Annotated in this window: 17 protein-coding genes; 4 read left to right on the plus strand and 13 right to left on the minus strand. The window is 33.0% G+C overall.

The genetic code is table 11. From position 1 onward, the window contains the following. Nucleotides 1-83: 83 nt before the first annotated feature. The 10 genes from RYX56_RS06305 to RYX56_RS06350 form a co-directional block, all read right to left on the minus strand. On the minus strand, nucleotides 84-299 hold the full coding sequence (locus RYX56_RS06305) for a hypothetical protein (RefSeq protein WP_317121204.1): 216 nt from the start codon (nucleotides 297-299) through the stop codon (nucleotides 84-86). A gap of 184 nt (nucleotides 300-483) precedes the next feature. Continuing rightward, nucleotides 484-1,356, minus strand: a complete 873-nt coding sequence (locus RYX56_RS06310; protein ID WP_317121205.1) for a GNAT family N-acetyltransferase — start codon at nucleotides 1,354-1,356, stop codon at nucleotides 484-486. 464 nt (nucleotides 1,357-1,820) lie between these two features. Beyond that, the gene (locus tag RYX56_RS06315) at nucleotides 1,821-2,156 is read right to left on the minus strand and encodes a VOC family protein (RefSeq protein ID WP_317121206.1); all 336 of its coding nucleotides are present in this window, start codon (nucleotides 2,154-2,156) and stop codon (nucleotides 1,821-1,823) included. Nucleotides 2,157-2,353: 197 nt separating this feature from the next. Further along, nucleotides 2,354-2,812, minus strand: coding sequence for an SAM-dependent methyltransferase (locus tag RYX56_RS06320; RefSeq protein WP_317121207.1), 459 nt, complete (start codon nucleotides 2,810-2,812; stop codon nucleotides 2,354-2,356). Nucleotides 2,813-2,999: 187 nt separating this feature from the next. Beyond that, nucleotides 3,000-3,518 (minus strand): NUDIX hydrolase, encoded by a 519-nt coding sequence (locus RYX56_RS06325; protein ID WP_317121208.1) that lies wholly within the window; start codon nucleotides 3,516-3,518, stop codon nucleotides 3,000-3,002. A gap of 184 nt (nucleotides 3,519-3,702) precedes the next feature. Continuing rightward, nucleotides 3,703-4,323: an NAD(P)-dependent oxidoreductase gene (locus RYX56_RS06330; protein WP_317121209.1), complete on the minus strand. Its 621-nt coding sequence runs from the start codon at nucleotides 4,321-4,323 to the stop codon at nucleotides 3,703-3,705. 173 nt (nucleotides 4,324-4,496) lie between these two features. Next, nucleotides 4,497-4,958, minus strand: coding sequence for a GNAT family N-acetyltransferase (locus RYX56_RS06335; protein WP_317121210.1), 462 nt, complete (start codon nucleotides 4,956-4,958; stop codon nucleotides 4,497-4,499). Between the two features lie 122 nt (nucleotides 4,959-5,080). Next, entirely contained in the window at nucleotides 5,081-5,626 is a 546-nt protein-coding gene (locus RYX56_RS06340; protein ID WP_317121211.1) for a hypothetical protein, read from the minus strand. Nucleotides 5,627-5,778: 152 nt separating this feature from the next. Beyond that, a complete protein-coding gene (locus RYX56_RS06345; RefSeq protein WP_317121212.1) occupies nucleotides 5,779-6,147 on the minus strand; it encodes a hypothetical protein in 369 nt (122 codons plus the stop codon). Between the two features lie 12 nt (nucleotides 6,148-6,159). Next, a complete protein-coding gene (locus RYX56_RS06350) occupies nucleotides 6,160-6,861 on the minus strand; it encodes an N-acetylmuramoyl-L-alanine amidase (RefSeq protein ID WP_317121213.1) in 702 nt (233 codons plus the stop codon). Between the two features lie 332 nt (nucleotides 6,862-7,193). Here RYX56_RS06350 and RYX56_RS06355 point away from each other — a divergent pair, with 332 nt between their 5' ends. Continuing rightward, nucleotides 7,194-7,337, plus strand: coding sequence for a hypothetical protein (locus tag RYX56_RS06355; protein WP_317121214.1), 144 nt, complete (start codon nucleotides 7,194-7,196; stop codon nucleotides 7,335-7,337). A gap of 373 nt (nucleotides 7,338-7,710) precedes the next feature. Here RYX56_RS06355 and RYX56_RS06360 read toward each other — a convergent pair whose 3' ends face one another. From RYX56_RS06360 to RYX56_RS06370, 3 genes are read right to left on the minus strand one after another with little or no spacing between them, the layout of a single operon-like run. Beyond that, a complete protein-coding gene (locus RYX56_RS06360; protein ID WP_317121215.1) occupies nucleotides 7,711-8,679 on the minus strand; it encodes a tyrosine-type recombinase/integrase in 969 nt (322 codons plus the stop codon). Between the two features lie 10 nt (nucleotides 8,680-8,689). Beyond that, nucleotides 8,690-9,763, minus strand: a complete 1,074-nt coding sequence (locus tag RYX56_RS06365) for a tyrosine-type recombinase/integrase (protein WP_317121216.1) — start codon at nucleotides 9,761-9,763, stop codon at nucleotides 8,690-8,692. Next, a complete protein-coding gene (locus RYX56_RS06370) occupies nucleotides 9,754-11,067 on the minus strand; it encodes a tyrosine-type recombinase/integrase (protein WP_317121217.1) in 1,314 nt (437 codons plus the stop codon). The genes RYX56_RS06365 and RYX56_RS06370 overlap by 10 nt, the downstream gene beginning before the upstream one ends. 455 nt (nucleotides 11,068-11,522) lie before the next feature. On the opposite strand from RYX56_RS06370, the gene RYX56_RS06375 reads away from it, so the two are divergent. From RYX56_RS06375 to RYX56_RS06385, 3 genes are all read left to right on the plus strand, one after another. After that, nucleotides 11,523-12,377, plus strand: coding sequence for a hypothetical protein (locus RYX56_RS06375; protein WP_317121218.1), 855 nt, complete (start codon nucleotides 11,523-11,525; stop codon nucleotides 12,375-12,377). 83 nt (nucleotides 12,378-12,460) lie between these two features. Then, nucleotides 12,461-12,607, plus strand: a complete 147-nt coding sequence (locus tag RYX56_RS06380; RefSeq protein ID WP_317121219.1) for a hypothetical protein — start codon at nucleotides 12,461-12,463, stop codon at nucleotides 12,605-12,607. Then, nucleotides 12,597-12,776: a helix-turn-helix domain-containing protein gene (locus RYX56_RS06385; RefSeq protein ID WP_317121220.1), complete on the plus strand. Its 180-nt coding sequence runs from the start codon at nucleotides 12,597-12,599 to the stop codon at nucleotides 12,774-12,776. The genes RYX56_RS06380 and RYX56_RS06385 overlap by 11 nt, the downstream gene beginning before the upstream one ends. Nucleotides 12,777-12,971: the final 195 nt, after the last annotated feature.

Raw genomic sequence — 12,971 nt, forward strand, 5'->3', positions numbered from 1 at the left:
ATAACTTTAACATTAATTCCTTTTTCTGTTGCGCAAAAAAATGCTTTCCTTATTTAAGAAACTCTCCCGTTACTTTAATATTCTTACTTGGTTTCATCAATCTGTCGACTTATTTTTGAAAGCAGTCTAATAATTTCAGCAATCCCTACCAAAAGAATCCCGCCAAACATACTACCTATACTTATCAATAACACCAAGCCCTCACTCGTATCAAACTTGATTAGTACATACATTCCAGTTATTACTGCCATGATTCCAGGGATATATGTATAAAGTGCAACTGCATTCAAATTTTTCAAAGTAATTTCCCCTTCTCGGTTATCTCATTTTTCGACATATATATATCCACTATCCTTATTAAATGCTTTGTTAGTGAAACAAAGAAAACGATGCCATGTTCAAGCATCGCGCCCGTTAGCAAGAAAAGCGAGTGCTGTTGTTTCGCGGTCGCTACCCTTTTATCAATACTGAACTATTTACCAACTACCCAAAAATTTGTGCTGCAATCCCGAATAATGTATTGTTTCTAGAAGGCATATTGAGAGAATTGGTTACCATTATCGGAGGTTGACTTACATTAACAAATCCTTTCTTCTCCAAAAACATCATAAACTCATCATTACCTGACGGAACATCAATTCTTAGTTTCCCTTGATGCTCTGAAGATAATTTATCTATTAGTACAGAAGCACTTTGAAAGTCTGGTGCTACAATTGGACCTAATATGAGATTAATCGGGCCTAAAATGGAAAGTCCATATCCCACTATGGTTCCAATTTCATCTTTTACAACCAGACATTTTTCTGATTGTTTTATTCTATTTCTTAGAAAGTGAGTTCTTTTATCTCCAAATGCACCCTCATCAAGCTTAAGTAATTGTTCAAAATCAATTTCACTGAACTCTTCAATGCTTATATGACTGTCAATTAGTGGGGCAGTATCAACTTGATAATTATCACACAAATATTTATGGACAAAACCAACGGTATGAAAACCCATTTTCTCATATAAGGGTGTTCCTTCTTCTGTCGCAATCAACATAATGGACGTTTCCTTAGAAACACTTTCGATACATTCCTTAGTAACCTTTTTGCCTAACCCCATACCTCTAAAATTTTTATTAACTATAACCATACCAATTGAAGCTAAAGAAGTATCATAAGGAATGATTGCGGAACTAGACACAATTTCCCCCTCGGCATTTTTATGTCCGAATATTTTACCGGATGACAGAACAGTTCCAATTTCTTTTTCATCATAATCCCATCCAACTGATGCAGACAGCTCGATTAAATTTGGAATATCACATTTATCAAATTGGAATAATTCTAATACTGGTTTATTGGATGGGACCATAATTATCTCTCCTCCTCTGGAACATCATTTTCTTATGCAAAATTATACGATATTAATTTAAATTCTAATCTTACTGAAAAAGCGTTCCTGCTGTTGTTTTAATAATGCACTCTATAAGTTGTAGACTGTTAATACTGGTTTAATCCATTGAAACTTTATTACCTTGCTTTTTAAAAGAAAATGCACCCATCTCCGCAATAGTCACTTCAAAAGGATAAAATTCTGCATCTTTCTTTGAGAAGAACCACTTACGACCATCTTTAACTGTAATAAATAATCCATTTTCGTCCCCAACAGGTGTTAATCCTTCACTATCATCTCCAGTTAGGAATCCCTAATTCATTCAACTTTCTAACGAATGGGATTACCTCATCTACTACTACTCCTATTTCACTAATATTGATGAAATCATCTGAAGAAAAACGATGTTCAATTCCATTTTTCAAATTATGACGAGCAATGAATTACAAAATGTTTCCAGACGGGTCTTCAAAATAAATGGCATGAGCATTCCAGCTTTTAAAAAAGACTTCATCCGCTTCTTTTTCAATATTTAAATCTATTTTTGATTGTATCCAAGACTTTGCTTCTTCCATTTTATTTTCTGGTATATTTATAGCAAAATGATAAAATGGCTCTGAATCTTCCTGGGATTGTTTAAAAACTAGAGTAGTGGAACCTATTTCAACTGAGAATTCGTTTGTATTCTCACTACTAATCTGAAGCTCTAATACATCTTTGTAAAAACCTTTCATTTCCTTTAATTTATCTGTAAATAATTTAATTTCTGTAAATTTCATCTTTTTCTCTCTCCTCTTTCTGAAATATGTATAATGAGCTTTTATAATACAAAATCTATTTATTTAAGGAATCTGCCCCTTCAGTTTAACATTAATTTCCTTTTTAGTGATAAAAAAAGCATCCCTTGTGGAAGGAATGCAACCTTTACCTTAATAAGAAGTAGGAAGGAATATACTAAACAAAGTACTAATACATGTTAACTCCAGTAATTTTTCATAATATCATTTGTCCATTTAGGTTGAACAATTGACTCCTTTGGAAGAAATTCTTTCATCACTGGTTTTATATCCAAGATGGGTGTATCGCTAATGCAATCGAGACCTGCCACGGTTAATTCTTTTCCTTCTCGTTTAATTAGCTTTACTGTTGTAAGTCCTAATTGATTAGGTCTATTTTTTCCACGTTGAGCAAAGATGCCAACTTTAGGAAGAGTTTTATCATTTCTTGGATATCTTGCACCTGTAACAATTTTCTTTTTGTCTACTAAATGAAAATAAAAGATTATCTCTAAATGGGAAAAAGACTCAATTTCACTTAGAGCTTCCTCTGGAAGGGTACGATCCAAAATGATCTTGGTTACTACTTCCCCCCAGTAATCATCCTCAATTTCATGTCTTTCATTATAAGCAACGCCAATTGGACTTATTGTAATCATCTTATTTCTCCTTTTCCCTTTGAATTTATTACTCTTTAAAGATTGCACCCGTTACTTTAAGTAAAATACTTCACAATCTTTTTTACTTTTTTTAAAACCTAATTCCTTAAATTCGTAATCAATGCAATTACACCCTCTGTTTGGGTTCTCATAAGGTCTTTATATAGTTAATTCTTGCACGTTACATTTAAAGACGAATAGAGCCATAATGATGTCTACCCTCAAAAAGAAACGCAATGATACTCTCATAATAGGGTATAAATTTTTTAAGTTCGATTAGCTTTAAAATTTCCTCTTTAGAAGCCCATTTGACTGCCTGTACCTCTTCAGTCTGCAATGTCAATTCATTCAAATCAAAGTCATATTTAATTAAATAGTAATCATCAAACCCACGTTCAAAGTTAATAGTAAGTTGTGGACGTATCTTATCAAAGTTATAATGAATCCCCAACTCCTCGAATAACTCTCTTGAAGCCGCCTGCTGACTTGTATCGCCTGCAACCGCACTTCCACCACAAGTAATATCCCAAAGGTTCGACCACCCTTGCTTAAAGGGCTGACGTTGTTGTATGAGCATCTCTCCTTTTGAATTAAATATACATACGTGTACTACTAAATGAAACTCGTCTGATGTCATTTCATCTCCACGGGTTATTTGTTTTTCTATTTTATTACGATGCTTATCATATAAATCCCACTTTTCCATTGGTTAACTCCTTTTTAAAAGTTCCATTTTAAACTAACCTGCTCCTTTAGTTTAACATTAATTTCCTTTTCCTTAACATAGAAAAAAGCATCCCTTGTGAAAGGAATGCTACCCGTTTGTTTAAGTACAATTTTCAAAAACAATAAATTTCACCTTGTGGCAGCAAGTAATAATGAGAATGTTATTAGTAGGCGATTCCTACACGTGATTGGACATAATCTTTACTTTCTATTTGACGATAAGTAAATTCTGCTGTATCAGGAACTGATATTTTCGTACCACCTTCTGGCAAAAAATTACGTTCAATTCGATATTGACCTTCTCTTTCTCCATCTGGCAAATAGGTAGGACATACAATCGTCCAATCAAGTGATGATTGTTTCAGAATATCGTAAACTTTATGATGTTCTTCTGCGGCACGGGTTGATTTACGTTTCGATTCACTTGACTGATAACGGAGTATGCTTGGCGTAGTTCTACTTTGTAAGATCCCTGCGGTTCCTATCGTGATAATTCGTTGTATACCTTCGTTTTCCATTGCTTTGATAATTAGTGGCATACTTTCTGATAGAGTGGTTGTGCCATCAGTATTTAGTGCACTAATAACTACATCAATCCCATCCATTGCACGTACTATATCATTTTCATTTAAAACATTCCCTTGAACAATGGTTAAATTATTACTATTTATTTGAATCTTCTCTGGAGTGCGAACTAATACAGTAACATGATGTCTATCATGAAGGGCATAAGTTACTATTTGACTTCCAACTCGTCCAGTTGCACCTAAAATTAAAATATTCAAAAATATAATCCTCCTTTTTACGAATACAACTATTACATACACTATAAATGCATTATTTCGTCTTTTACAGCATTCTTCAACTAAGTTGCCCCTTAGCATAAGAAGTGCGCTGACCTTGTTAAATCAACGCACCCCGTTAGTGAAGTATTTCTAATATTAATTTATCAGGTAATCTATTTTAATTTTTTTAGAAGTTTTACGTATTCACCATATTCATCTTCCCCAAGATATACTACGGTTGTAAAACCTTTCTTTTCATATAGATGCCTTGCGTGTAAATTATCTGTATCTACTCCAAGTGTTATTTCCTCATATCCAAGATTTTTAGCATAATCAATCAAATAATCAACAATAATACTCCCTATTCCACGATTGCGATACTCTTCTTTAACAATCATTCGAGATAGATAAATTCGCTTATCTGTAATTGTATAATCTGGGACATTGCTTATAAAAATTAATGATCCTTCACCTATAAACTCGTTATTTTCTAAGTATATAAAAGTAATTCTGTTTCCACTTTTTATTTCATCATAAAACATCTTAGCCATTTTCGGTTTCTTTTCCATATCCCAAATATTACTGCACTTATAATAATCTTCGAGTTCTAATTTCTTTATTTGATAGGAATTCATAATTTATCCCTCTCTTTTAAATTACAAAGAAATAGTTTTTCCATTAACCTGCTCCGTTAGTTTAAGTGTAACCCTTCACAATCAATAATTAATTCCACCTAAATTTTTCCTCTGATCCATATTTACATTCTCAACGGCTTAAAGAAGGTCTCTTCATCTGGTGGAATTATATTTAAATCTTCATGCATACCAACTGCCAGCTGATATAAAGCACTATCAGTTGTAGTTTGACTTTCAACTAATTCTGTCATACCTACTCCTGTTCTAATCATTTCTCTTGCGTGACTATGAATATCTTTCTGTATAATAATCTTCCTGAAATTATTATAACTATCTAATACCTTAGGAGAATCTGAAAATATTACTCCTATTTTATTTAAAGCAGAGAAAAATATAGAGTTATCAGATATTCCTCTTGCCTGACTCATTCCTGGAGAATTGCCAACAATAGCATTTCTATGTCCCATAAAATCAGCTAAGAGAGATAATTTCAATTCTTTTCTTTGTTGACTGTATCTTTCATTTATTTCATCTGCAAAGATTTCTTTTTGGGCCTTTACTTGTCTTGAAGAAGCTATGTAGCTTCCCAATATCGTACAAAACCCCCCTATTAAAACACCAATAACACTTGCAATTCCAATCCAGATTTCAAGTGACTGCTCTCCCATTACACTCCTCCAATTCTTTATCAAAAAAACCATCCATATATGCTTAGCAAGGGATGGTTAAATCAAATATATTAATCTTTAATTCGTCTCCTATATTTTATCATATTATGGAAAAATGATGCTATCAGACTATAAAAATATTCTTATACCCTCTACATCCTAAATTCCTGCACCACCATCTCCCCTTCTCCTAGCGGTCGATAATCTCCCTCATACATAAACTCATCATCATCCTCTTCTTCTCCCTCAACACTCTCATCTTGCTCAGTTACCTTTTTAACATTCTCACCAAATATCTCCACAGCTGACTTCTTCTTATCTAAATTAAACAAGCTCATCAGCGCTGAATCAATACTTACATGTACAATCTCGTCTGGTCTAAAGCGTCGCAGTGAGATAAGATTCTCGTTGTTTAACTCAATATCCCCGAGTATAATCCTTACCGACTGATCCCACTCGTCTTTCCTCGTTTTATTTACTATTTCAATCTTTTTAATACTGGCCTTTAATACCGATCCCATTAATTATCCTCCCTATTTTAGCTGCTCTAGTTCAATTTTATTGGCTGTTCCAAGATGCTGTGTGACTTGCTTTAATAAATTCTCCTTTTCACCAAACGCTCCAATTTGCTTCCCATTTACAAGTAAACGGTAGATGGATTGCGGCATTACTTTTACAGGCTCACCTCCTTTCATTGGTCGCAATTTTAGAAGGCGCTGCAAACCATTTACATGCCCTTGTGCGATGGCTTTTAATACGGTTGGATCTTTTAACTGGCGAGCATCCCGAGTGTGATCAAGAAATAGGTTTTCCGTTAATACTGCTGGCATTTGCGTTAATCGCAGCACTGCAAAGTTACCTCTCTTCATTCCTCTATCCATACAATCAAGTCTACTAATAATCTCGTTATGAACCGCTTCTTGTAAGCTCTTTGTAGGTGTCTTTGCATTTGGATGGATATATGTCTCAAAACCGGTCCCACCTCCTGCGTTCAGATGAACAGATAGGAAATAATCAGCTCCCCAGTTGTTAGCGATTTTCGCACGCTCCTCCAGTGATAGAAATTTGTCACTATCCCTCGTCATACGTACCAACACATCATAGTTTTGTGTTAACGTTTCTTTGATGTTACGTGAGATTGATAGGGCTAGATTTTTCTCTAATAAGCCATTAAACACAGCACCCGGATCCTTTCCACCATGACCTAGATCGATTACAATTTTAAGCTTGCTCATATTTGTCATCCCCTTTAGTTATTCATAAAATGTTTTAATCGAAAATCCGGTCCACTCATCGTGACCGCTTTTGTTTGCTGCATGATGCGGGAGAAGTTTCTGGCTCCTATTTTCTGCTGCAGCTCTTTCCCATTTAGGTTTGTAGTATAGATCGTGTGCTTCTCAAGCCGGCCGGGTGATAAAGCAACATACTACATGGATATTGGACGATCATCAACATGGAATAGGCTACCCTTAATAAATAAAAGATGAAAATTATCATTAGTTAAAGGACAATCCAATGAGGGTGTCGAAAAATGCTAATTAAGGAGGAATGACCGAGAAATGAATTTATGGATGATGGATTTAAATTTAACCAGTTGCCCGAAGAAGAATGGCTATCATTCTTAGAAGAAGAGTTTAAAAATGAAGTAGATGAACTAATTACACGCCTAGAACGTCAAAATGCCCTCTTTTATTTGCCAGATAATTTATGAGAAATTAATTGCGAAGATAAACGCGTTGAGAAAGAAAAAGCGAAAAATGGATACCTCTATACTCGGAGGACCTTTGATATTGCAGCCTCAAATTTAAATTTGCCAGTTGATTATTACATAGAAATACTAAACCTAGCCCATAATATGTTAAAGCACTTAACAACAACCGAATAATCTTCACCTCTTCCCTAATCCCTATTTATAAATAATAACTTCCTGCATGTTTAGTAAGTGAAGTGAGCTCATTATGTTCAGTGAAAAAAATTAAAAGAAGCACCACAATAGCACTTCTTTTCACCAAGATATTTTTATTAAAATCATTTAATGAGGTTAATTAAGTGTCTACATCCTCGGTACTTTTTTATAATCAAAATTATTGTCCATCTATCTTAAACTTTTTTATATGACAATAGATTTCTCTATTAGCTTGCAATTCCATTCCATAATTCCTTATATAATTTCTAGCTATATACGTATTTGTAGAATTGAGCTTTTTATGTCCTAAAAGCTGCTGAATAACTATAATTTCTGCTCCACTCTCTGCCATAATTGTTGCAAAAGAGTGTCTTAAAGCATGAAGGGTTGAGAAAGGCAATTTCGCTTCATTTAGATAACCTTCAAATATCTTTTGTAATTCAGCCAGGTTCATAAGAGAACCATTATTGTTTATTAGATAATCATCCTCGGTTAAATTATTCTTCTCGATATACTTTTGAAGGTTTTTGCCAAATCCTTCTCTCAAAATAATATACTTACTAGATTTGTTTTTAGTTTTTTTACGATAAATGGTTTCATTGACAAAATCGATATCTTGCACTTTTGTATTTAATATCTCAGAAGGACGGCTACCTGTAGTAATTAATAACAGGAAAACTATAGCATCCCTTTCTAAATTAGAACTGTTTTTCAACAGAACCTGCAGAAATTTTAATAAGTCATGTCGTGTTGGAATATACTTTTTTTCAGGGGTAGGTTTTACTTTATGCTCTTCAACTCTAAAGTTCATCATTTCAATTAGATTAGGAAAATCATATTTCCTATTTAAGTAGAGAAAGAAACTTTGAAGCGATCTTTTTGTTTCTTCAAGCCAACTAAAACTCTTGTGGAGATGATCGGTTAAATATGTTTCCACTAATTCAGTGTCTAAAGGGGAAAAAAACAAAGAGTCTCCGTCAATACTAATGGTTTCGTAAATCTTCTCCAAATGTACTTCTTCATCAGAGGTTGCTTCTACTAAATACTTCACAAAATCATCCAATCTCCTACTGATAGTATTCTTGTAATGTTCTGAGTAAGTACAGGTGGACAAAAAAAACTTAATTTCTTCTTTTAAAATTTTCATAGGCCCCCCTTTAAACCAAATCATCTAAAAGGTTTTCAAAAGGGAATGGATAAAATTTCATCACCTCACCTTTTAAATCTTTTGGAAGTAGTTTTGTATACACAGCTGTTGTTTTAGGATCTTCATGACCGAGCATCTGCATTAGGTATTGTTCTTTTATCCCTTTTTTCAAACATTCAACTGCAAATGTATGGCGAAATGAGTGCACTGTAAAGTCCTTACTTAGTCCTATTTCATCAAACAAATTTCGTACGAGTAGCTGTACACTTCTATCTAAAATTTTTCTTTCCCTTTCTAACCCTTCATCTTGTGAGAATAGATACCCTGATAAGTCGGATCTCCATTGTTTGACTCCACTAATCTTCAAGTAATGTAATACTGCTAATTTAACTTCTTTAAACATCGGGATATATCTATCTTTATTTCCTTTTCCTTTACGTATGAAAATAAGTTCTTCCTTTATATCAAAGTCCTTTATCTTTAAGTTAGTTAGTTCACTCACTCGGCAGCCTGTTCCAAGAAGGAATAGTAGCATGGCCCTTTTACGGTACCCATATGATTTTTGAAGGGCTCCGTTAAGGACTTGTTCTATCTGCCCTTCATTTAAATATCTAGGTAAAGTAGAGCTAGTGTGTAGAGAGAATCTATACCTGAAATCTTTTTCAGTATACCCATTTTCGTATGCATACCTTAATAAGCTTCTAATAATCGCCATATATTTATTTACAGTATTCGTAGCCAACTTGTTATCTTTTCTAGGCACACTTTTTTTAAGAATATCAAGAATAACATCTTCATTTATGTCAGAAATATATAACCCGTCGTAATTCTTTACAACGAAGGAGCTTACTCTTTCTAAAAAATTTAGGTATGTGTTTACTGTAGTACTACTTCTACGATTCATCGCTTGTAATTTCTTTAGATATTCACAATACTCTCTCAAGATCTCTAAAAAAGAATGCTGATAAGAACTAGGTAGTTTCTTATCTTTGTTCTTCACTAGCTCTAATAATTCATCAACTGTAATTCCTAACTCTTTACATAGTGCGGTGTAATCAATAGTCGCTTGTCTCTTTATGGACATTTCTCTTCACCTCTACTTAACGGGCTCAGATTTAACGTATTTGATAATAGTCGCTTATTTGATCGTTGATAGTAATAGAAGGTTGACCTCCATTCTCTATGACCAATAGTTTTAGAAACTTTCTCAAATGGATGTTCTTCAAGTGCATTGGTAATGTAAGTATGTCTAAAAGCCTTTGCCGGATATAGAGATTTTCCAAAAGCTTTTAAGTTGTGTGAATAGAAAACATTATTGATATCTTCACTTGATATAGCTGAACCGTCACTATTAGAAAATAAATTCTCGGTCTTTGGATGATACTTATCGCGAATAGAAAGATAACTAACTATCACTTCCGCCACCTCTGTACTTACCTTTATCTTCCTTCTTTCTGTTTTAGCGCATGATAACGATAATGTTCGTTCCAATTCTTTAAAGTCATCTATTGTTAGATTTGCTACTTCTATGGGTCTACACCCTGTATCTACAATGATTAAAAAAATAGATAAGTCTCGTAGGACATGGTTAGATTGCTCATAGATAGTATTCATTAGCTGTATGATCTTTTCTTTAGGAACATATTGATTAGCTTGTTTCGCTCTTCCTCGTAATTGAATAGGAATGACATATTTCTTACTCACTTTACTTTTACTGTGTAAATATTTTAAAAATAATTGAATGGTTCTTAAATAACCAGTTACTGTAGCCAACTTGATCTCTTTATTATTTACTTTAGTTGTTAAAAATTTCTCATACTGATTAATTACTTCATATAAAAGTGTCTGTTTATCATCTTGAAGGAAGATATTGATGTCTTGCCCAATACTAGTAAGAAAACGATGAAACCGCATAATTCTTTTCTTATAATATTTGATTCCTTGATAGTTATGGTGGTCTAAATATGTTATAAATTCTTCTACAATGATAGGAAGTTTAACTTTTCCCTTTTTGACTCTTGGCTTTCTGATAGCAATACTTTTTACGTTTGGCTTTTGCTGTAACTGGAAGTTAATTAGATCCTTCTGATAAAGATATGAAATAAACTGTTTAATAAAGTCTATTTTGTTCTTGAGAGTTATCTCCGAAGCTTTTTTATAGTTCTGGACTCTTGTTAAGTAGTTAAAGAAATCTATACAGTGAGACTCTGATATGTCATTGAATTCTTTCCCAACGTACAAATAAAAACTCATAAGAGCATCTTTAATATAAACCCTGCGCTTACTATTAATCACAGTTATATAATCAAGGAATTCATCAACATAATTTTCGATGATTTCTAATTCATCGGAATTAATCCTTTGGTCATTGATAATTTCTGGTTTCAAAAAAGACACCTCCAAATTTTTCACCATTCACAACATTGCTATGTTAAAATTAAATTAACAATTATTGAGTGAATGTTTAAAAAAATCATTAGAAGGCAAAAAAATGCCTGGTTATAAAAATTATAACCAGACATTTCCAATTTTATTCGTAGAATCCCTTTTCTACGTTATTTTTCTTTATCTTACTACAGAGAATGAGGGAATTCAATTAGAATTTTCATTGTATTGGATACGAAATTTTAAAAAAGAAAGGGGTGTTGGTATGAAAACATTGAATTTTTTTATACTGTTGAAAAAGTTTAAAGCAAAGTCTTTTTCTTTAGCCGACCTGTTTCATCCAATACTTATTCTAAACCTATCGTACCCATAACAATGATTAAAAAAAACGTTGGACTTATCTAAGTCCAACGCAGAAATCCTTACCGAGTAAAGGTACGTTTATCTTGGTGATATAAATGAAAAAGCCAAGAACTCCTTTCGAAAAAGCTATAGATTTTATTGAGGGTAGAATTACAGAAAAAGAATATCTTTCAGAGAAGACAAGGGATAGTGCTGGACGAGAAATACTTGATAGACAGGATTTACCCCTTCTTAAAGAGGATATGAGCTTATTTAGAAAATATTTACTTACACTATCTCTTCAAGGACGATTTACGATTCTTTTAAGAAGAGAATTTTTAGGGATGCCTCAAACTAGTTTAGTCGACAAATATGGGATTAACAAAGATAAGATTCGAATTCTCAAAGGTCAACATCACCCTAGTAAAGTAAATAAAAAAGTTGCGATTAGACCTATTAACAGCAACCAAGACTTATCAAATGAACTTTTGGCTAATTTAGCAATCTTTTGGAGAGTCCCTATTTCCTGGATCCAACCGGGAACACCTGAACAGTCGTGGACAATAGATCATTTTAAATATCTCCCAGATCCTTTTTTTTCGGTAGAACAATTTCACGTATATTTAAATCAAACAGAAGAACTCGCTCTAAAAGAAAGGATTAAAATAAAACATACAAAACCAAATCATTGGGTTTATGATGTAAGAGGTGTTATTCTAAAAATTAGTGCGCATCAAAACATCTATCTTAGAGTTGCTATTTGGGAAAACGGCGGCTTCATAATTGAAATTTTTAGTATAAACAATGAATTAAACGATTTTGTAACATTAAAAGAAATATTACAGGGGTATGGTCCTCTTAAGGTGGGTTATTGCTATACTGTAATTAAAAATCGTATTAACATTGTGATCATTGCAAAAAGTCGTTCAGAAAATTTTACTATCCCTAATGAAGTTAGAGATTTTAATTAAATTATTTATGCAAAGACTTTATTAAGTCCAAACTTATTCTTTGCTTTAAAAGTGTTTAACCTCCTTAAAAAGGAGGTTTTTTTATGAGAAAAAGCACAGAGTTTTCGGAGAACAATACAGAAGATAAAAACAGAAGACGTTGCTTAGAAATAATAGACAAATGGTTGAGGGAACTTGAATCAGAAAATAGTCATACTAATAATACTGAAGGAGTCATAAATGAAAGATAAAGAAGAAGACTATCCCTTAATTCTAACAGCAAAAGAAATAAGTGAAATCCTAAAAATCTCAAAACCTACTGCATATGAAATGATGAATCAACCAACTTTTCCGTTAATAAGAATCGGACGTTGCAAAAGAGTGTTAAGAACTGATTTTTTCACATGGTTAAAAGGTTGAAATGTAAATAACCTTACTGAAATACAAACATTCCCTTCTTAGAATTTAAGGAAGGGAATGTTTGTATTTCAGTAGTATTCTTTTCAATAAAAGCACTTAATTGCGGAAGAAGGTTTGTGATCGGATAAAGCAAATTACTATCATATCAACAGAATTTACCATCTGTACCCTAGTTTATAATAACACTTGCTACCA

The sequence above is a fragment of the Alkalihalophilus lindianensis genome, from assembly GCF_032843265.1.
In the GTDB taxonomy this organism is placed as follows: Bacteria; Bacillota; Bacilli; order Bacillales; family Bacillaceae_D; genus Alkalihalophilus; species Alkalihalophilus lindianensis.